Genomic DNA, 18,736 nt, shown 5'->3' with positions numbered 1-18,736 from the left:
GAACGAGTCTCCGTGACGCAGGAGCTGGGCCGGCCGGGCGCGCGCCTGGGCCGCCCCCGGGACGCCGGCCTGACCGACCGGTTGCTGACCGGCGCCCTCGACCTGGTGGCCGAGGTGGGCCTGGACCGGTTCAACGCCGACGCCCTGGTGACCGCCACCGGCGCCGGCAAGGCCGCGGTCTACCGACGCTGGCCCAACACCGAGGTGCTGCTCGCCGAGGCACTGCGCCGCTGCCACCCGGTGCCCGCCGTCCCCGACACCGGGTCCCTGCGCGGTGACCTGGTCGCGCTGCTCGCCCCCTGGACCCGGGCGATGGACCGGGACGAGCGGGCCCTGGCCGCCGTCGTCGGCCAGGCCCGGCACAGCGAGGAGCTGCGCGTGGGCCTGCAGGTCGCGGTGGTCGAACCGCTGGACGCCGCGGTCACCGCCGTGGTCGACCGGCACGCCGCCCGGGGGCACCGGGTCTCGGACCGGCAGGGGGCGCTGCTGCGCCGGCTGGTGCTGGCGCTGTGGTGGGACCGCTCGGCGGCCGACCCCGCGCCGCGCACCGCGGCCGAGGTCGGCGAGCTGGTGGACCGGGTGCTGCTGCCGGTCGTGCCCGTCGGCTGAGCTCCGGGGCGTCCCCCTGCGGGATGACCCGGGTCCGCCCACGGGGGCAGCACAGAGTCCCGACGGTGAGGACCCAGCTCCGACGCGGGTGGAGGGTGTCCACGGCCACGCTGGACGGCGACCGAGATCCCCGTCCGAGGAGAGCCCCGATGTCCGTGCCCGTGATGACCGTCCCCGGCGAGGCGCCGCCCACCACGGCCGCCGTCCGCGCCGTCGACCTGCGCAAGACCTACGGCAAGGGCGAGACCGCCGTGCACGCCCTCGGCGGGGTGGACGTCGGGTTCGAGCGCGGCCGGTTCACCGCGATCATGGGCCCGTCCGGCTCCGGCAAGTCCACCCTCATGCACTGCCTCGCCGGGCTGGACACCGCCACCGCCGGCCAGGTCTGGCTGGGCGACACCGAGCTGACCAGCCTGCGCGACGACCAGCTCACCAAGCTGCGCCGGGACCGGATCGGCTTCGTCTTCCAGGCCTTCAACCTGCTGCCGGTGCTCACCGCCGCGGAGAACATGACGCTGCCGATGCAGCTGGCCGGCCGGCGCCCCGACCGGGCCTGGATGGACGACGTCGTGGCCCGCCTGGGGCTGCGCGACCGGCTCGGGCACCGCCCCTACGAGCTGTCCGGCGGCCAGCAGCAGCGGGTCGCCGTCGCCCGGGCCCTGCTCCCCCGCCCCGACGTCGTCTTCGCCGACGAGCCGACCGGCAACCTGGACTCCCGCGCCGGCGCCGAGGTGCTGGGCCTGCTGCGCTCCAGCGTCCGGGAGACCGGCCAGACCGTCGTCATGGTCACCCACGACCCGGTCGCCGCCGCCTACGCCGACCGCGTCGTGCTGCTGGCCGACGGGCAGCTGGCCGGCGAGGTCCACCACCCCACCGCCGACGCCGTCATCGACGCGCTCCGCGGGCTGGGTGGCTGACCGTGAACCAGGTCCTCCTCGCCCAGGTCCGGGCCAACGCCGGGCGGCTGATCGCCTCGATGACCGCGATCGTCATCGCGGTCGCGTTCGTCGTCGCCACCCTCGTGCTCAACCAGACCGCGAAGTCCACCGTGCTCGACTCCGTCGGCGCCCAGTACGCGGGCACCGACCTGGTGCTCACCTCCACGGACGGGGAGTCCCTGGCCGACGTCGTCGGGCCGGTGTCCGGCGTGCCCGGGGTCCGGGCCGTCGCCCCGGAGTGGGACACCTCCGTGCAGGCCGTGCTGCCCGACCGGGCCGGTGCGCGCTACGTCGCCGTCACGGCCCTCGCCGACGACCCGCTGCTGCGCTGGCAGCAGCTGTCCGCCGGCGCCTTCCCCACCGGCCCGGGGGAGATCCTGCTCGGCGAGACCGAGGGGGTCTCGGTCGGCGACACCCTCCCGGTGACCACCTACGACGCCGCCGGCGACGAGATCACCGACGAGCTCACCGTCACCGGCCTGGTCGACCTGTCCGGCTCGGTCACCGCAGGCCTGTTCACCCAGGGCTTCGTGACGCCGGAGCAGGCGCAGGCGTGGGACGCCACCGTCACCGAGCTGCGCATCGCCGGCGACCCCGACCGCACCGAGCTCCAGGCGTCCTACGCCACGCGGTACACCCGGCTGACGACCGGCGAGGAGGCCGCCGAGCTGGCTGCCGCCGCCATCACCGGCAGCTCGGACGCCCTCGCCGTCGTCCTGCTGGTCTTCGCCACCGTCGCGGTGCTCGTCGCCGGGCTCGTCATCGCCAACACCTTCGCCGTCCTGCTGGCCCAGCGGACCCGCGAGCTGGCGCTGCTGCGCTGCGTCGGGGCCACCTCGCGGCAGATCCGGCGCAGCGTGCTCGGCGAGGCGGCGATCACCGGGCTCGCCGCCTCCGTGCTCGGCGTGCTGGCCGGCATCGGCCTGGCCGCCGGCGTCTCCGCGCTGGCCGGGGCGCTGGACTCGCCCATCCCCCTGTCCGGGGTGTCCGTGCCGTGGATCGCCGTCGTCGCCGGGCTCGCCGTCGGTCTGCTGACCACCGTCGTCGCCGCGCTGGCCCCGGCCCGGGCCGCCACCCGGGTCGCCCCGCTGGCCGCCCTCCGACCCACCGACGCCGCCCCGCTGCGCTCCCGGAGCGGCGTGCTGCGCCTGGTCGTGGGCCTGCTGATGCTGGTGCCCGGCGTCGCGCTGCTGCTCTACGGCGCGGAGGTCGGCCAGGTGCTGATCGCCCTGCCCGGCGGGGTGCTGAGCTTCCTGGGTGCCCTGCTGCTCGCCCAGCGCGCCGTCCCGCCGGTGGTGGCGCTGGCCGGCCGGCTGCTCGGCCGGTTCGGCGGCGTGCCCGGCCGGCTGGCCGCGGGCAACGCCACCCGCAACCCCCGCCGGACGGCGGCCACCGCGACCGCGCTCGTCATCGGGGTGACCCTGACGACGGCGATGGTGGTCGGGGCCGCCTCCACCCGGGCCACCGCCTCGGCCGGGCTGGACGCCGCCTACCCGACCGACGTCGTCGTCCAGGACTTCGGCGCCGGGCTGCCGGCCCCGCTCCTGGGCCAGCTCGAGGAGGTCACCGGGGTGACCGCCGGCGTCGGGGTCACGACCGCCGAGCTCACCGGACCCGACGGCCAGCCGTGGCAGGCCGACGGGTTCGACACCGCGGCGACCCTGCCGGTGCTGCGTTCGACCACCGACCAGCAGCTCCCCGCCCTCGGCGAGGTCGTGCTGCCGCCGTACCTGGCCGAGCAGTTCGGGGTCTCCGGCGGCGACCCGGTGACGTTCACCGCGGGCGACCGGTCGCTGACCCTGACCACGGTGCTGGGCAGCGACGACGTCTCCTCCCCGCGGCTGACCGGCACCGAGCTCTCCGCCCTGGTGCCTGACGCCGGCATCGGCCAGGTCTGGCTGCGGCTGGCCGACGGAGCCGACACCGCCACCGCGGTCGAGGACGTCACCGAGCTGGCCGGCACCGCCGTCCCCACCGCGTTCGTGACCGGCATCGCCAGCGAGCGCGCCGCGATCGACGACATCCTGGACACCCTGCTGCTGGTGGTCACCGGCCTGCTCGGCGTGGCCGTGCTGATCGCGCTGATCGGGGTGGGCAACACCCTGGCGCTGTCGGTGGTCGAGCGGCGCCAGGAGAGCGGATTGCTGCGGGCGCTGGGGCTCACCCGGGGCCAGCTGCGCGGGCTGCTCGCCTGGGAGGCCGTGCTGGTCGCCGGGGTCGCCGCGGTGCTGGGCGTGCTGCTCGGCGGCGGGTACGGCGTGGTGGGCGCGGCGTCGGTGCTGGGGTCGCTGTCCGCCGACGGCACGGTGATCTCGGTCCCGTGGCTGCAGGTCGGCGCGATCGTCGTGGTCGCGACCCTGGCCGGGCTGCTGGCCAGCGTGCTGCCGGCCCGCCGCGCGGCCCGCACCGCCCCGGTGGCCGCCATCGCCGGCTGACCCCGGCGGCGGCCCGGGGCAGAGGAACCTCTGCACCCCCTGACGGTCCGGTCCGGGGGTGCGGAGGTTTCTATGCCTGCGTGGGGGGCAGGCGTCCGACGGCGCGGTCGGCCAGCTCGGCGCCGGCGCCCTCGTAGAGCTGCAGGCCGATGTCCGCGCCGCCGGTCAGCACCTCGGCCAGGTCGTCGTCGAACTGGGTGACCGCGGCGACCGTGCCCTCGAAGCCGTGCGCCCGCAGCCGGGTGAGCGTGGCCAGGTTGGCGTCGTGCGCGGGCATCGCCAGCAGGACGAGCTCGACGTGGTGCAGCTCCAGCTCCTCCCACAGCCGCGGGTCGGTGGCGTCGCCCTCGATCACGTGCACGCCGTCGGCGGCCAGGTCGGCCACCCGCAGCCCGTCGGCCTCGATGCCGATGGCCCGCAGCCGGTACTCCTCGGTCAGCCGGCGGTGCGCGGCGTACCCGACCCGGCCCATCCCCAGGACGACGGCCTGCGCGTCGCCGAGGTCCAGCGGCCGGTCGTCGGGGTGCAGCCGCTCGTCGGGACGGTCCGGCAGCCACCGCCGGAGCAGGTCCACCAGCCGGTCGGGCCGGTCCCCGATCAGCGAGGGCAGCACGAACGACGCCGCCACGGCCGCGGCCAGCGGCGCGGCCCAGCCGGGGTCGAGCAGGTCGTCGGGCAGCGCCACGGCCACGATCAGCCCGAACTCGGAGAAGTTGGTGAGGACCGTCGAGGTGAACACCGCGGTCCGCCGGCGCAGCCGGGCCAGGTAGAACAGGACGACGAACACCAGGGCCTGCACCGGCAGCACCAGCAGCAGCGCCGCGGCGATGACCAGCTCGCCGCCGGTGGGCAGCCCGGCCAGCCCGATCGAGACGAAGAACCCGACCAGCAGCAGGTCCTTGATGCTGAACAGCGACTTCGCCAGCTCCGCCGAGCGCGGTTGACCGGCCAGCAGCACGCCGAGCAGCAGGGCGCCCAGGTCGCCCTTGACCCCCAGGGCCGAGAACAGCGCGTACCCGGGGACCAGGGCCAGCACGATCCCGTAGAGCGGCAGCATCTCGTCGTGCCCGAGCCGGACGAGCACCCGGCGCAGCAGCGGGGCGGCGGGGATCAGCAGGACCAGCAGCAGGGCCCACGGGCTGGGCACCGTGCCCTCGGCGACGGCCAGGAACACCACGGCGAGCAGGTCCTGGACGACGAGCACGCCGATGGCCAGCCGCCCGGTCAGCGTCTGCGTGGCCCCGCGCTCCTCGAGCACCTTGACCACGAACACCGTGCTGGAGAACGACAGCGCGAACCCGATGAGCAGCCACGAGCGCAGCCCGCCCTCGGCGGCCAGCCCCACCCCGAGGACGGCGAGCAACCCCAGCAGCCCGGCGGTGATCCCGGTGCTGACCAAGGCGTGCACGCTGGAGGTCAGCCACACCTCGCGGCGGACCAGCGCCCGCAGGTCGACCTTGAGCCCGACGCCGAACAGCAGCACGGTGACCCCGAGGTCGGCGATCGTCCCCAGCGCGGGCGGCGCCTGCACCCCGAGCGGGTACAGCACGAAGCCTGCGGCCAGGAAGCCCAGGAGCGGGGGCAGCCGGACCAGGGCGGCCAGCACACCGCCCACCAGGACGGCCAGCAGGATGGCGGAGACGTCGTCCACAGGGCTCCTCTCGCAGTGGTCCCCGGTGATCCTGGCCCACCCGGTGCCGGTCCGGGCGCCCGCCGCGCCCACCGGACGGTGACCGACCGTGGACGCACAGCGACAAATGCGCAGGTCAACGGGCGTATCGGCGCGATCCGTGGTGCCATGGAGAGGTATCCAGGACGGGGGGTAACACCTGATGAGCGCACCGGACGAGGACGACGCACGCCAGCCGTGGCTCGACGAGGACGCCGAGGTCTACGGCAAGCACGCCGACACCGGCCCCCAGCCGGTCATCACCCCCGCGGCCGTGCTGCCGCCCGCGGTCCCGGTCCGGGTCACCCGGCGCCCGAGCGCCCGCCGGCTGCGGCGTCGCGCGGCGGCCCCGGTCGCCGCGATCGGGCTGGGTGCCGTGGCCGTGGGCGGGCTGACCCCTGTTCCTTATACACATCGGACGCTGCCGCCGATACCCCTTGTGTAGATCTCGGTGGTCTCGGATTATGTACAGACAAATAAACACAGGCAGANCGCTTCCAGACCTGGCCGAAGACGGCGCTGGAGACCGCACCGGCCACGAGGCTGCCGACCAGGCCGATCGGCCGGTAGACCGCCTTGGCACCGGCGCTCACCGGCGGGACCGCCAGACGACCAGGGCGACGACGGCGCCGACCACGACCGCACCGACGACGACGCCCCCCACCACGACGGCACCGACCCCCACGCCGTCCACCAGCTCGCCGTCCACCAGCTCGCCGTCCACCAGCTCGGCCCCGACGACCACCTCGACCCCGACGACGGGCACCGGCGGCACCAGCAGCGCGGGCTGACCGCGGCGGCCCGGCGCACGGGTGGGGACACTGGTGGGGTGCCGTCCCTCTCGCGCCTCGTCCGGAGCTACGCGCTCACCGCCGCCCTCGCCGTCCCGGCCGTCGCGATCGCCCGCGCCGCCTGGGGCGTGCCCGTCTCGATGGGCGCCTCGCGCCGCCGGGTGCGCCCCGTGGTCGCCGGCTCGCCGAACTTCTCCGAGGGCAAGTTCCGCAACACCGTGCCCAGCAAGACCATCGAGGGCGACCGGGTCGAGATGTTCCGGGACCTGACGCAGAGCCGGCGCTCCGGGGTGCCCTCCCGCCCGGTGCCGCTGGTCACCCCGCAGGTGCCCGCGCAGGCCACCGAGCTCGCCGTCACCTGGTACGGCCACGCCAGCGCGCTGCTGGAGGTCGACGGCGCCCGGGTGCTGGTCGACCCGGTGTGGGGCGAGCGGGTCTCGCCCTCGACGCTGGTCGGCCCGAAGCGCCTGCACCCGGTGCCCGGTCCGCTGGAGGACATCCCGCCGGTCGACGCCGTCCTGATCAGCCACGACCACTACGACCACCTCGACCTGCCCACGGTCCGCCGGCTGGTGCGCGAGCAGACCGCCCCCTTCGTCGTGCCGCTGGGGATCGGCCAGCACCTGCGCGGCTGGGGCGTGCCCGAGGACCGCATCGTGGAGCTGGACTGGGACGGCTCGCACACCGTCGGCGGGACGACGTTCACCTGCGCCGAGGCACGGCACTTCTCCGGCCGCGGCCTGTCCCGCGACGACACGCTGTGGTCCTCCTGGGTCGTCGCCGGCCCACGGCACCGGGTCTTCTTCGGCGGCGACACCGGCTACCACCCGGCGTTCGCCTCGATCGGCGCCCAGCACGGCCCGTTCGACCTCACCCTGCTGCCGGTGGGCGCCTACGGGAAGCAGTGGCCGGCGATCCACATGGACCCGGAGGAGGCCGTGCGGGCGCACGGCGACCTCGGCGGCCGGGTGTTCCTGCCGATCCACTGGGCGACGTTCAACCTGGCCTTCCACGCCTGGGCGGAGCCGGTGGAGCGCCTGCTGGCCGCGGCCGGCGACGTCCAGGTCGTCGTCCCCCGGCCGGGCGAGCGGCTGGACCTGACCGACGCCACCCCGACGACCCCCGACTGGTGGTCCGCCGTCGTCTGACCCGGTCACGGTCCGGCGTCGACGGGGTTGACCGGTTCCCCCAGCGGGCACCCCTCACCGACGACCGGGGCCGCCATGGCCCCGGTGCCCACCGACTGGAGGTCGCACGATGGCCGACGACACCCGGGGGACCACACCCCCCGCCACCGGCTCGAGCGCTGCTCCGCTGGACCCCACCGGCACCGGCCGGCACGAGGCCGCCGCCCCGCAGGCGCCGGGCAACCAGTCCCCGGCGCCGCAGGGCTACGGCAACGGCGCCGCCACCCCGGCCGGGTACGGCACCCAGGCCCCGATCGAGGGCTACGGCAACCAGGCCCCGGGCAACCAGGCACCGGCGACCGCGGCCTTCGGCAACCAGGCCCCGGGCAACCGCGCCCCTGAGCACGACCAGCTCGCCGACCGGGAGCGGCTCGAGCACGAGCGCCTGGAGCGGGAGCGGCTGGAGCACGACCGCCGGGAGCAGGAGCGCCTGGAGCGGGATCGGCACGACCACGACCACGACCACGACCACGACCGAGCCGACCACGACCGCACCGGTGCGGGTGCCGTCGACCGGGACGGGGACGGCCGCGACGACCGGACCGGCGCCGTCATCCCGACCACGGCCAAGGAGATGGCCGCCGCCCAGCGCGCCCGCTACGGCGGCCTGCACATGGGCTCGGCGTTCTTCGGCTGGATGAGCGCCGTGGGCATCGCGGTGATCCTGCTGGCGGTCCTGTCCGCGGCCGGCCTGGCGTTCGGCCTGTACTCCACGCTGGGCACCGCGCAGGACGCCGCGGACCAGGCCGACAGCGGCATCGGCCTGGGTGCGGCGATCGCGCTGCTGGTCGTGCTGTTCATCGCCTACCTGGCCGGTGGCTACGTGGCCGGCCGGATGGCCCGGTTCAACGGCACCAAGCAGGGCCTGGGCGTCTGGATCTGGGGCGTCATCGTCACCGTGCTCGCCGCGCTGGCCGGCCTGGTGCTGGGCTCGCAGTACAACGTGTTCGACCAGCTCAACCTGCCGGCGCTGCCGGTCGAGTCGGGCACCGCGACCACGGCCGGCCTCATCGCGCTCGGCGCGGTCCTGCTGGTGACGCTGCTGGGCGCGATGCTCGGCGGCAAGCTCGGCTCCCGCTACCACCGCCGGGTCGACCAAGCGGCCTTCGAGCCCGCCGAGGTCTGAGCCCCGCTCCCCTGAGGCAGAGGAACCTCTGCACCTCCTCCTGGTCCCCGGGAGGGGTGCAAAGGTTCCTCCGCCCCGGGGGGGTATCTAGCGCAGGAGCTTGGACATCCGGCGGTCGGCCAGCGGCTTGCCGCCGGTCTGGCAGGTCGGGCAGTACTGCAGCGACGTGTCGGCGAACGAGACCTCGCGGACGGTGTCCCCGCAGACCGGGCAGGGCAGGCCGGTGCGGGCGTGCACGCGCAGGTTGGCCCGCTTCTCGCCCTTGAGCTTGGCCGCCTGCTGGCCGACCTGCCGCTCCAGGGCGTCGGTCAGCGTCGTCCGGGTCGCGTCGTACAGGCGCAGCGACTCCTCGTCGGTGAGCTTGTCCGCGCCCTTGAACGGCGACAGCTTCGCCACGTGCAGGATCTCGTCGGAGTAGGCGTTGCCGATGCCGGACAGCAGCGTCTGGTCGGTCAGCGCGCCCTTGATCTGCCCCTTGCGGCCCTTCATCAGCGCCGCGAACGACTCCGCGTCCAGCGCCAGCGCGTCGGGGCCCAGCCGGGCGATCCCCGGCACCTCCGAGGACGGCGACCGGACGACGTACACCGCCAGGCCCTTGCGGGTGCCCTGCTCGGTGAGGTCGAAGCCGGCGCCGTCGTCCAGGTGCACGCGCAGCGCCAGCGGTCCCTTGCCCGGCTTGGGCGGCGCGGTGGGCAGCTCGGCCCGCCAGTGCAGCCAGCCGGCGCGGGCCAGGTGCACGACCAGGTGAACGCCGGAGACGTCGATGTCCAGGAACTTGCCGGTCCGGGTGGCCCCGGTGACCTCGAGCCCCGCCAGCGCGCTCAGCGGCGGGTCGAAGGTCTTGATCGTCTGGATGCCGGTCAGGTCGACCCGCGTGACGACCTTGCCGACGGCGTTCTCGCGGAGGAACGCGGCCAGCGCCTCCACCTCGGGCAACTCGGGCACCGGCTCCTCCTATGACAACTCATTGATAGCGCGAACCGTTGCTCGCCTTTATCAATGGCATATCATTCCCTCATGCCCGTCCACCTCGCAACGGCTGATGCGGCTCTGCTGTCGATCGCCGACAACTGGTCCGCGGACGAGGTCGAGCAACAGGTGCTGGACTTCAAGGCCTGCCCTGATGTCCAGCAATCGGGCGTCAGCAAGGCGAAGGAGGCGTTCTACAAGCTCCTGGCCGAGACTGCCGTCTGCTTCACCAACGCCGAGGGCGGCGTCATCGTGCTCGGGGTACGCGACAAGGCGCCTACCCGGTCCGAGGCGATCAGCGGCGTGGACGTCCGGCGGTTCCCTCTGGACGAGGTGGTCAAGGCGATCTTCGAGCGCACCTCGCCAGCCGTCACCGTGCGCCCAACGGTCCGCGAGCCGGACGGCAAGACGGTGTACGCACTGGAAGTGCCTCAGGGGTCGAGTGTCTGCGGCACCACTCAGGGGGTCTACAAGACGCGGGTGGGCGACCGGTGCATGCCCCTGCGTGGAGAGCAGCTCCGAGGATTGAGGACGGTCCGCGAGCGCTACGACTGGTCCGCCGGGGACTCCGGCCTGACCGTGGAAGCCCTCTCCCGCGCAGCCATGGAACGCGCCGCCACCCTGCTCAGACTGAATGGGCACGACGAGCTCGCAGCCGCCGCAGAGAACGACGTCTCCGAGTTCTGCAAGAACACGGGCTTGCTGACCGACGGCCGCCTCACCAGAGCTGCCGTTCTGCTCTTCGGAACTGCCAACGCACTTCGCGACGCCATCCCGGAGTGGGGGGTCAACGTCCAGACACGAGAGAGCCCGGGCTCCGAAGCTCGGGTTCTGCTCCGAGGCACTGACCGGGCGCCCTCGCTCGTGGCCCTGCTCGACCAGTTGATCTCCCTGGTCGGCGCCCTCTCGAGGGTGCAGACGATTCGCGTCGGTGCCCAGCAGGTCGACCTCGTCGACTATCCGCCGGATGCGCTGCGGGAGATCTTCGCCAACGCCTTCGCGCACCGCGACTGGGAGCAGCCAGGGCTGGTGGAGATCGTCCACTCACCCGACGAGCTGGTCGTGTCCAGCCCCGGGGGTCTTCTGCCGACGCTCAGGGTTGACCGCCTTCTGCACGACGCGGCCTCGCCCCGGAACGAGCTCCTCACCCTGAACCTCGCCCGCCTCAAGCTGGCCGAGATGTCCGGCCTGGGGTTCGACCGGGCCTTCCGCGAAGTTGCACGCCTGGGCAAAGAACCGCCGACGCTGGAGGACGGTGTTCGGTTCCGCGTCACACTGCCCGGCGGCCGAGGCGACGAGGCGTTCGCCCGGTTCCTGCGGGGCGATCTCATGCCGCCTGAACTGACCGGCGACGTAGATGTCCTCATGATCTTGACTGCCCTCCGCAATGCGAAGTCACTCGATGCCGGAGCTCTTTCAGCCCGCCTCCAGCGTCCGAGCACCGACGTCCAACGCGTTCTGACGCGGATGGAACGGTCGGGTCTTCTACAACCCACACGCGCAACGGCTCGGCGAACTGCACCGAAGTACGAACTCGCCGCCAGCACGATCGCAGGCATGCGCTCCGCCGTCACATACGTGAACAGGTCGATCGACGAGGACGACGACAAGATCTTGCGCCACCTACGCCGTCACGACCGCATCACCAACGAGGACGTGCGCGCCTACCTCGACTGCGACGTGCCTACAGCACGGAACCGACTGACTCGGTTGCGCAAGCGAGGGCTGATCGATTTCGCCCCGAACGGCCCACGGCGCGGTTCGCATGTCGTGTACGTACTCACGGACGATGTCCCGGCCCCTGCCGTTCCAGCTGCTCCCGACACAGCCGATCCAGACCGCCTGTTCTGACGGGCCCATCAGCGGGAGGCGGCGATCTCGGTCAGGTCGTCGAGCACCAGGTCCGCGCCGGACGGGCCCAGGCCCAGGAACCAGCGGCTGTCGTCGACCTCGTGGTCGGCGCCGGCCTGCACCGCGGGCAGCGCCGTCCACAGGCCGCCGGACTGCACCGAGGCCGACTCCGCCTGCCCGGTCTCGCCGAAGCCCGGTGACCAGAAGACGACGTCGGAGGTGACCTGGTCCAGCGACTCCGGGGACAGCTCGACCCGGTTCTCCGTCGTGTCCAGGGCCGCGGGCCAGCTGAAGCCGACGTCGGCCAGCACGCTGCCGACGAAGGACCCGCGGGCGTAGGCCCGGACCTCCCCCGCGCCCATGAACCGCAGGACGGCGACCTCGGTGCCGGCCGGGTCGCCCCAGGCGGCGGCGATCTCCTCGACCCGCGCGTCGTAGTCGGCCAGCTGCTCCTCGGCCTGCTCCGTCATGCCCATCGCCTCCGCCGAGAGCAGGAAGTTCTCCTGCCAGACGGCGCCGAGCTCGGCGGACATGACCGTGGGGGCCAGCGCGGAGAGCTGGTCGTAGAGGTCGGCGTGCCGGATCGCGTTGGTCAGGATCAGGTCCGGCGCCAGCGCGGCGACGGCCTCCAGGTCGGGCTCGGCGATGGTGCCGACCACCTCGACGTCGGCGGCGTCGAAGTCGTGGGTGGCCGCCAGCTCGTCGAGCAGGCCCTCGGTCTCCACCGTGCCGACCGGGACGACGCCCAGCGAGGTCACCGCGTCCAGCTCGCCGCTGTCGAGTACGACGACCCGCTCCGGCGTCCCGGTGACCTCGGTGGTGCCCAGCGCGTGGACGACCGAGCGGGTCTCCTCGCCGGTCGCGGCCGGGGTGGTGTCCTCGGCGGTCGACGACCCGCAGGCGGTGAGCAGCAGGCCGCCCACCGCCGCGATCGCGATCAGTCCGGTCCGTCGTGCCACGGTGCGCTCCTCTTGTTAGGGGAGCCTCACCTTAGCGACGGCTACGGGTCAGACCGGCAGCCGGTCCTCGTCCACCTGCACCGTCGCGCCCGGCTCCTGCCGCGCGGAAGCGGCCACCGCGGCCGCCACGGCCTCCGTCGCCGCCGAGTCGAAGACGCTGGGGATGATGTAGTTGGCGTTGAGCTGGTCGTCCCGGACGACGGCGGCCAGCGCGTCGGCGGCGGCCAGCAGCATCCCGGGTCGGATCTCCTTGGCCTTGGCGTCCAGCAGCCCGCGGAAGACGCCGGGGAACGCCAGCACGTTGTTGATCTGGTTCGGCAGGTCCGACCGGCCCGAGGCGACGACGGCGCAGTGCGGTCGGGCCCGGACCGGGTCCACCTCCGGCGTCGGGTTGGCCATCGGGAACACGATCGCCTTCTCCGCCATCCCGGCCAGCGCCTCGACCGGCAGCACGTTGCCCGCGCTGACCCCGATGAAGACGTCGGCGCCGACGAGGGCGCCGGGCAGCTCACCGCGCCGGCAGTCCGGGTTGGTCCGCTGCGCCAGCTCGTGCTTGGCCGGGGAGAGCCGGTCGTCGTCCGGGGACAGGATGCCCTCGCGGTCCCACACCAGCACGTGCTGCGCGCCGGCCTCCAGCAGCAGCGAGACGATCGCCGTCCCGGCCGCGCCGCCGCCGGCCACCACCACCCGGACGTCGGCCAGCTGCTTGTCCACCACCCGCAGCGCGTTGCGCAGCGCGGCCAGCGCGACGATCGCCGTCCCGTGCTGGTCGTCGTGGAAGACCGGGATGTCCAGCTTGGCGCGCAGCCGGGCCTCGATCTCGAAGCAGCGGGGTGCGGCGATGTCCTCGAGGTTGATGCCGCCGAAGCCGGGGGCGATGAGCTCGACGGTGCGGACGATCTCGTCGACGTCCTGGGTGTCCAGGCAGATCGGCCAGGCGTCGATGTCGGCGAACCGCTTGAACAGCGCGGCCTTGCCCTCCATCACCGGCAGCGAGGCGCCGGGCCCGATGTCGCCCAGGCCCAGCACGGCCGACCCGTCGGTGACCACGGCGACCGTGTTGCCCTTGATGGTCAGCCGGCGGACGTCCTCGGGGTGGTCGGCCAGCGCCAGGCAGACCCGGGCCACGCCGGGGGTGTAGGCCATCGAGAGGTCGTCGCGGGTCTTGAGCGGGACCTTGGAGACGACCTCGATCTTGCCGCCCAGGTGCAGCAGGAAGGTCCGGTCGCTGACCTTGCGCACGTGCACGTCCTCGACGGCGTCCAGCGCGGCGACCACCTCCTCGGAGTGCGCGGCGTCCGCGGCCGAGCAGGTGACGTCCACGGTCAGCCCGTCCGAGCGGGACTCGACGACGTCGATCGCGGTCACCGCCCCGCCGGCGGAGCCGACCGCGGTGGCGATCCGGCCGATGGTCGCCGGGTCGCCGTCGGCGGAGAGCCGGACGGTGATCGAGTAGGACGCCGAGGTGACGGGTCCGCGGGCCGGCGGCGCCGCCGGCGTCTCGGCGGGCGTCTGGGCTGGGGTCTGGGTGTCGGTGCTCATCGCACCGGCGATCCTCCCCAGCCCGACGGCCCCGGTCCACCCCCGGGGCGCCGACCGTTGCGACCGATACCCGACAGGGCCCGACTAGTTTGCGTCGCTGACTAGTGCTAGCTAGCCTCTAGTCATGACCGAGGACGACGTACCCACCGAGTGGCTGCGGGCGGTGCTGCCCCTGGCGGTGCTGGCCGTGGTGGCCGAGGAGGAGACCTACGGCTACGCGGTCGCCCAGCGGCTGCAGGCCGGCGGGCTCGGCGCGGTCAAGGGCGGGACGCTCTACCCGGTGCTCAACCGGCTGGAGGCCGAAGGCCTGCTCACGTCGTCCTGGCGCGAGGGCGTGGGCGGTCCCGGCCGCAAGTTCTTCGCCGTCACCGCCGCCGGCCGCGACTCCCTGGACCGCCGGTCGGCGGCCTGGCACACCTTCACCGAGCGGGCCGGCGGCCTGCTCCCGGACCCGAGGAGCACCCGATGACCACAACCCCCGACACCATCACCGCCTACCGCGAGTCCCTCGTGCTGCACCTGCGGCTGCAGGAGGTCCCGCCGGACCGGATCGGCGAGATCGTCGCCGAGGTCGAGAGCCACGTCGCCGACACCGGCGAGGACCCCACCGAGGCCTTCGGCACCCCGCGCGACTACGCGGCCGGCCTCACCGACGAGCACCGCAAGCCGCCGTGGTGGTGGACGACGACCACCCTGGTGCTCGCCGCGGCCGCTGGCTGGCTGAGCGGCCGGGGCGCGTTCCCCCTCCTGCGGGCCGAGCCGTACCTGGGCCGGTCGGGCTGGCTGTGGCTGGCCACCGGGCTGGTCCTCGGCGTCCCGCCGGCCTGGATGGTCGGCCGCCGGGCCCGCCAGGTGCTCGACCCCCGGACCGGGCAGCCGCTGGTGGCGACCCCCCGGTGGGCGCCGCTGGTCTTCTTCGCCATCCCGTTCGCCATCGTGCTGGTCGGCTGGGTCGCCATCGAGCTGGCCAACTGACCTCCCCCACCCCCGGCGTGGATCAGGTGGGACGACCACTGTGCATCCTCGGCCACCGACGTCGGCGGCCGAGGATGCACAGTGGTCGTCGGAGCTGATCCACGCCGCGGTGGCTCAGCCGAGCAGCAGGGCCCCGGCGTCGACGCGGGGGGACAGGGCGCGGGCCACCAGCGCGACCAGGACGACGACGGCGGCACCGAGCGCCGCGACGGTGACCGGCGTCGGTCCCCCGGCCGCGGCGATGGCCACCAGGCCCCAGACCACGGCGGCGACGAACGGCCCGGCCGCGACCCGGACCCGGAGCACCACGACGGTGCCGACCAGCGCGACGGCGACCATCGCGGCGACCGCCCAGACCTCCGAGGACGTCGTGGCCGGGTCGGCGCCGAGGGCGACACCGGTGTTGCCCACCTGGGCCACCGGGGCGACGGTCACCCAGCCCAGCAGCAGACCGGCGGTGGCGGCGGGCAGCACCCGGGCCCAGCCGCGCAGGTCGGCCCGCACGTCCTCGCGCTGCAGCCGGGCCAGGCCGACCGCGGCCGACGCCGTGATGACGAAGATCAGCACCTGGGTGACGTACTGCCAGACGCCGCCGAAGGGGTAGACGGTCTCCCAGACGGCGTTGCCGGCGAACGCGGCGGCCAGCGGCCATCCGGTCACCCGGTGCACCAGCCGGGTCCGCTGCGAGGGCAGGGCCTGGTAGACCGCCCAGCCCAGCGAGCCCAGGAAGATCAGGCCCCAGATGCTGAACGCGTAGCCGGCCGGGGTGACCAGCGAGCGGGCGCCGTCGCTGACGTCGCCGACGCTGCGGCCCGACAGTGCCGAGCCCAGCGGGCTGCCGACCACCTGGGCCACGGCGGCCAGCACCACGACGACCACCCGGGTGGTGTCCCGGCCGCCCGCGGTGGGGTCGGCCGCGTGCCGGCTGGACGCGTCCTGCAGGCGTGTGCTGGTCATGATCTGCTCCTCCTGCACCTCGACGGTGCGGCCTCTCGACGACGAGGTCTCTCTACCGTGGAAACATCTGGTGCACACCCGCAGGCGGAGGTGATCGTGGACGCGACCCAGCGCGAGGTGGTGCTGCTGCTGCGCGAGGTCTCGGTCGCCAGCAACCGGACGGCGGCGGTGTTCGGGGAGACCCACGACCTGCACCGCACCGACCTGGACGCGCTCGCGGTGGTGGTCGGCGCCTCGATGGGCGGGGTGCAGATGACCCCCGGCCGGCTTGCCACCGAGCTGCGGCTGTCCTCGGCGGCCACCACCGCCCTGGTCGACCGGCTCGAGCGGGCCGGGCACCTGGTGCGCGAGCGCAGCACGACCGACCGCCGGCAGGTCGTGCTCCGGGTGCAGGACCGCGCCCGCGAGCTGGCCCGCGAGTTCTTCACCCCGATGGCCGACGACGTCGGCGCGGTGCTGGCCGACATGAGCGAGGACGACGTCGCGGTCGTCGCCCGCTTCCTCCGCCGGGCCGTGGCCGCACTGGGCCCGGGGGAGCCGGACTAGGGCATGTCTCCAAAGACTCTGGTCCAGATGGTCATGGCTCGTAAGACGGCGCCGCCGCGGTAGACGATGGCGAGCTTGTCGTAGCGGGTGGCCAGTCCGCGCCACTGCTTGACGGTGTTGAAGTTGCGCTCGACGACGTTGCGGTCGCGGTAGAGCACCGGGTCGAAGGCCGGTGGCCGCCCACCGGCTGAGCCTCGGCGTTTGCGGTTGCGGATCTGGTCGCTGGGCTCGGGGATGACGGTCTGGATGCCGCGGGCGCGCAGCGCATGGCGGTGCGCCCGGGCGGAGTAGGCCTTGTCGGCCAGCACCGCCGTCGGGCGGGTGCGGGGTCGCCCGCGTCCGGGGCGGGCCACCTTCAGCCGGGCCATCAGCTGGGGGAAGACCGGGGAGTCGTTGGCCTGCCCGGGGCCGACGAGGACGACCAGCGGGCGGCCGTCATGGTCGACCAGCGCGTGGATCTTGGAGGACAACCCGCCGCGGGAGCGCCCGATCGCGTGATCAGCCGGCTCGTCGTACAAGCCCTGGAACTGGGCGTCTACCGCGCGCAGTCCGCCGGCGAGCAGCTGATTCTTGTCATTCGGCTGAGCCCCCCGCGCTCCCAATGGACTCCGCGGTGACCTCCGCAGCAGTCCCAGCAGCGGGATCGGGGCGCTCCCCGCGGGGCAAGTTGGTGGCGTGCTGATGGGCCCGGTTGATCGTGGAATCCACGCTGACCACCCAGTCGACCGCACCGACGGCATCGGCCTTCGCTACCAGTGCCTGGTGCACCAGATCCCAGGTGCCATCACCGGAGAACCGGCGGTGCCGCTTCCACACCGTCTGCCACGGACCGAACTCCTCGGGCAGATCACGCCAGGCGATCCCGCACCGGTAGCGGTAGATCACGCCCTCCACGACCTGCCGATGATCCCGCATCGGCCGACCCCGACCCGACCGCTGCGGCGGTAACAGCGGCTCCACCAACGCCCACTGCTCATCGCTCAGCAGCTGCTTCCTTGACACCCCGCCAGCCTCGCCCATCCCCGATCAAGACCTTTGGAGACACGCCCTAGCTGTTGCTCGTCATGACGTTGGTGACGCCGGCGTGGAGGCGTGAGGCGGGTGGTCGGTTCCCGGCGGCGGTGTGTGGTCGGTGGTAGTTGTAGTGCACGGTCCAGACCGCGATCGCCTGGGCTCGTTGGGCTTCGGATGTCCAGGTGCGGGCGTAGAGCAGCTCCTCGGCCAGGATCCGCTGGTAGCGCTCGACCTTGCCGTTGTGCTTGGGCGTGAACGGCCGGGTCCGCTGGTGGCGGCTGGCGTCGAACAGTGACCTGGTGAACGCCCCGGCGCGGTAGCAGGACCCGTTGTCGGTGATGACCCGGGTGATGCGGCCGATGCCGTGGGCGCGGAAGAACGCGCGGGCGCGGGCGAAGAACGCGATGGCGGTCTTGGCGGTCTCGCTGGCCAGGGGTTCGGTGTAGGCCAGTCGGGAGAACCCGTCGATGGCCGAGTGCAGGTAGACGTAGCCGGCCTTCTGGCCGGTCTTGGCCGCGGCGGTCTTGGCGCGTGCGGCGGCGCGGTCGCCGTCGCTGCCGCGGCCGTGGGCGCGCCATCCGCCGCCGTCGGGGATGCGGCCGACCTTCTTCACATCGACGTGGATCATGTGCCCGGGGTAGCGGGCGGTGATCTTGCCTGGGGCGCGGTTGTTGTCCCCGTCGGGGTCCAGGAAGCGGCGGCGGTTGATGCCCAGTCGGGCCAGCCACCGTCCGACGGTGGCGGCGCTGATGTCCACACCGTCGCCGTGGAGCTGGGCGGTGATCACCGGCGCGGCCCCCTTCTGCGCCCGCCGCAGCGCCTCGATGCGGGCTACCGCCTCGCCTTCGGTCTGGGTGGGGCTGGCGTGCGGGGCGCTGGAGCGGTCCAGCAGCCCGACCTCGCCAAGGGCGTCGTAGCGGTTCTTCCACTTGGACAGGCACTGCCGGGACACACCGGCCTCAGCAGCGATGTGCGCGATCGGACGGGTAGCGCACCGGTCGATCAACCGCAGCCGGCCAGCAGGGGTCAAGGGCGCGTTAGCGTGGGACAAGACGGGTCTCCGGGTCGGTCAGGACGTGTGGTCAGCGCTTCACATCCTGCCGCCGGGGACCCGTCCTACGTCCCGGCCCCTACCGCCCCGCTGTCAACAACCTCATGCACCGCAACA

General features: G+C 73.6%; 16 protein-coding genes and 1 pseudogene. 9 read left to right on the top strand and 8 right to left on the bottom strand.

Going from position 1 to position 18,736, the window contains the following annotated elements:
• The first annotated feature begins 12 nt into the window (after nt 1–12).
• The 3 genes from LFA75_RS12530 (at nt 13) to LFA75_RS12520 (ending at nt 3,982) form a co-directional block, all read left to right on the top strand.
• Nucleotides 13–609: a TetR-like C-terminal domain-containing protein gene (locus LFA75_RS12530; protein WP_225233964.1), complete on the top strand. Its 597-nt coding sequence runs from the start codon at nt 13–15 to the stop codon at nt 607–609.
• A 149-nt stretch (nt 610–758) separates the two neighbouring features.
• Nucleotides 759–1,526, top strand: a complete 768-nt coding sequence (locus LFA75_RS12525) for an ABC transporter ATP-binding protein (protein WP_225233963.1) — start codon at nt 759–761, stop codon at nt 1,524–1,526.
• A 2-nt stretch (nt 1,527–1,528) separates the two neighbouring features.
• Entirely contained in the window at nt 1,529–3,982 is a 2,454-nt protein-coding gene (locus LFA75_RS12520; protein ID WP_225233962.1) for an ABC transporter permease, read from the top strand.
• Nucleotides 3,983–4,052: 70 nt separating this feature from the next.
• Here LFA75_RS12520 and LFA75_RS12515 read toward each other — a convergent pair whose 3' ends face one another.
• Complete coding sequence (locus LFA75_RS12515) at nt 4,053–5,633, bottom strand: cation:proton antiporter family protein (protein ID WP_225233961.1); 1,581 nt, start codon at nt 5,631–5,633, stop codon at nt 4,053–4,055.
• A 607-nt stretch (nt 5,634–6,240) separates the two neighbouring features.
• Nucleotides 6,241–6,417, bottom strand: a complete 177-nt coding sequence (locus tag LFA75_RS12505; protein WP_225233959.1) for a hypothetical protein — start codon at nt 6,415–6,417, stop codon at nt 6,241–6,243.
• A gap of 63 nt (nt 6,418–6,480) precedes the next feature.
• On the opposite strand from LFA75_RS12505, the gene LFA75_RS12500 reads away from it, so the two are divergent.
• Together LFA75_RS12500 and LFA75_RS12495 are read left to right on the top strand one after the other, a co-directional pair.
• Nucleotides 6,481–7,590: an MBL fold metallo-hydrolase gene (locus LFA75_RS12500; protein ID WP_225233958.1), complete on the top strand. Its 1,110-nt coding sequence runs from the start codon at nt 6,481–6,483 to the stop codon at nt 7,588–7,590.
• Nucleotides 7,591–7,699: 109 nt separating this feature from the next.
• Nucleotides 7,700–8,755, top strand: a complete 1,056-nt coding sequence (locus LFA75_RS12495) for a YrzE family protein (protein ID WP_225233957.1) — start codon at nt 7,700–7,702, stop codon at nt 8,753–8,755.
• Between the two features lie 87 nt (nt 8,756–8,842).
• Here the strand turns inward: LFA75_RS12495 and LFA75_RS12490 are convergent, their stop codons facing one another.
• A complete protein-coding gene (locus LFA75_RS12490; protein WP_225233956.1) occupies nt 8,843–9,700 on the bottom strand; it encodes an Fpg/Nei family DNA glycosylase in 858 nt (285 codons plus the stop codon).
• A gap of 72 nt (nt 9,701–9,772) precedes the next feature.
• Between LFA75_RS12490 and LFA75_RS12485 the strand changes: the two genes are divergently transcribed.
• Nucleotides 9,773–11,575, top strand: coding sequence for an RNA-binding domain-containing protein (locus LFA75_RS12485; protein WP_225233955.1), 1,803 nt, complete (start codon nt 9,773–9,775; stop codon nt 11,573–11,575).
• An 8-nt stretch (nt 11,576–11,583) separates the two neighbouring features.
• Here LFA75_RS12485 and LFA75_RS12480 read toward each other — a convergent pair whose 3' ends face one another.
• Both LFA75_RS12480 and LFA75_RS12475 read right to left on the bottom strand, forming a co-directional pair.
• On the bottom strand, nt 11,584–12,534 hold the full coding sequence (locus tag LFA75_RS12480; RefSeq protein WP_225233954.1) for an ABC transporter substrate-binding protein: 951 nt from the start codon (nt 12,532–12,534) through the stop codon (nt 11,584–11,586).
• A gap of 48 nt (nt 12,535–12,582) precedes the next feature.
• Nucleotides 12,583–14,076: an NAD-dependent malic enzyme gene (locus LFA75_RS12475; protein WP_225233953.1), complete on the bottom strand. Its 1,494-nt coding sequence runs from the start codon at nt 14,074–14,076 to the stop codon at nt 12,583–12,585.
• 124 nt (nt 14,077–14,200) lie between these two features.
• Between LFA75_RS12475 and LFA75_RS12470 the strand changes: the two genes are divergently transcribed.
• Together LFA75_RS12470 and LFA75_RS12465 are read left to right on the top strand one after the other, a co-directional pair.
• The gene (locus LFA75_RS12470; protein ID WP_225233952.1) at nt 14,201–14,545 is read left to right on the top strand and encodes a PadR family transcriptional regulator; all 345 of its coding nucleotides are present in this window, start codon (nt 14,201–14,203) and stop codon (nt 14,543–14,545) included.
• Nucleotides 14,542–15,051 (top strand): HAAS signaling domain-containing protein, encoded by a 510-nt coding sequence (locus tag LFA75_RS12465; RefSeq protein WP_225233951.1) that lies wholly within the window; start codon nt 14,542–14,544, stop codon nt 15,049–15,051. Before LFA75_RS12470 ends, LFA75_RS12465 begins: the two co-directional genes overlap by 4 nt.
• Nucleotides 15,052–15,165: 114 nt before the next feature.
• On the opposite strand, the gene LFA75_RS12460 is transcribed toward LFA75_RS12465, so the two are convergent.
• Entirely contained in the window at nt 15,166–16,008 is an 843-nt protein-coding gene (locus tag LFA75_RS12460) for a hypothetical protein (protein WP_225233950.1), read from the bottom strand.
• Nucleotides 16,009–16,104: 96 nt separating this feature from the next.
• Between LFA75_RS12460 and LFA75_RS12455 the strand changes: the two genes are divergently transcribed.
• A complete protein-coding gene (locus tag LFA75_RS12455) occupies nt 16,105–16,554 on the top strand; it encodes a MarR family winged helix-turn-helix transcriptional regulator (RefSeq protein WP_225233949.1) in 450 nt (149 codons plus the stop codon).
• On the opposite strand, the pseudogene LFA75_RS24110 reads toward LFA75_RS12455, so the two are convergent.
• Together LFA75_RS24110 and LFA75_RS12440 are read right to left on the bottom strand one after the other, a co-directional pair.
• A pseudogene (locus LFA75_RS24110) lies at nt 16,551–17,574 on the bottom strand (IS5 family transposase). The gene LFA75_RS12455 and the pseudogene LFA75_RS24110 overlap by 4 nt on opposite strands.
• A 28-nt stretch (nt 17,575–17,602) precedes the next feature.
• Nucleotides 17,603–18,619: an IS481 family transposase gene (locus LFA75_RS12440; protein WP_225233946.1), complete on the bottom strand. Its 1,017-nt coding sequence runs from the start codon at nt 18,617–18,619 to the stop codon at nt 17,603–17,605.
• Between the last annotated feature and the right edge of the window lie 117 nt (nt 18,620–18,736).

Source organism: Klenkia terrae (assembly GCF_900491935.1).
Lineage (GTDB): Bacteria > Actinomycetota > Actinomycetes > Mycobacteriales > Geodermatophilaceae > Klenkia > Klenkia terrae.
Note: the sequence above shows the minus strand (reverse complement) of the source record. Positions and strands in the feature narration are given on the sequence as shown.

Bases quoted from the DNA above. Each gene is read 5' to 3' on its own strand.
- LFA75_RS12525 (WP_225233963.1), top strand. From the start codon at position 759: ATGTCCGTGCCCGTGATGACCGTCCCCGGCGAGGCGCCGCCCACCACG.
- LFA75_RS12495 (WP_225233957.1), top strand. From the start codon at position 7,700: ATGGCCGACGACACCCGGGGGACCACACCCCCCGCCACCGGCTCGAGC.
- LFA75_RS12485 (WP_225233955.1), top strand. From the start codon at position 9,773: ATGCCCGTCCACCTCGCAACGGCTGATGCGGCTCTGCTGTCGATCGCC.
- LFA75_RS12475 (WP_225233953.1), bottom strand. From the start codon at position 14,076: ATGAGCACCGACACCCAGACCCCAGCCCAGACGCCCGCCGAGACGCCG.
- LFA75_RS12470 (WP_225233952.1), top strand. From the start codon at position 14,201: ATGACCGAGGACGACGTACCCACCGAGTGGCTGCGGGCGGTGCTGCCC.
- LFA75_RS12465 (WP_225233951.1), top strand. From the start codon at position 14,542: ATGACCACAACCCCCGACACCATCACCGCCTACCGCGAGTCCCTCGTG.
- LFA75_RS12460 (WP_225233950.1), bottom strand. From the start codon at position 16,008: ATGACCAGCACACGCCTGCAGGACGCGTCCAGCCGGCACGCGGCCGAC.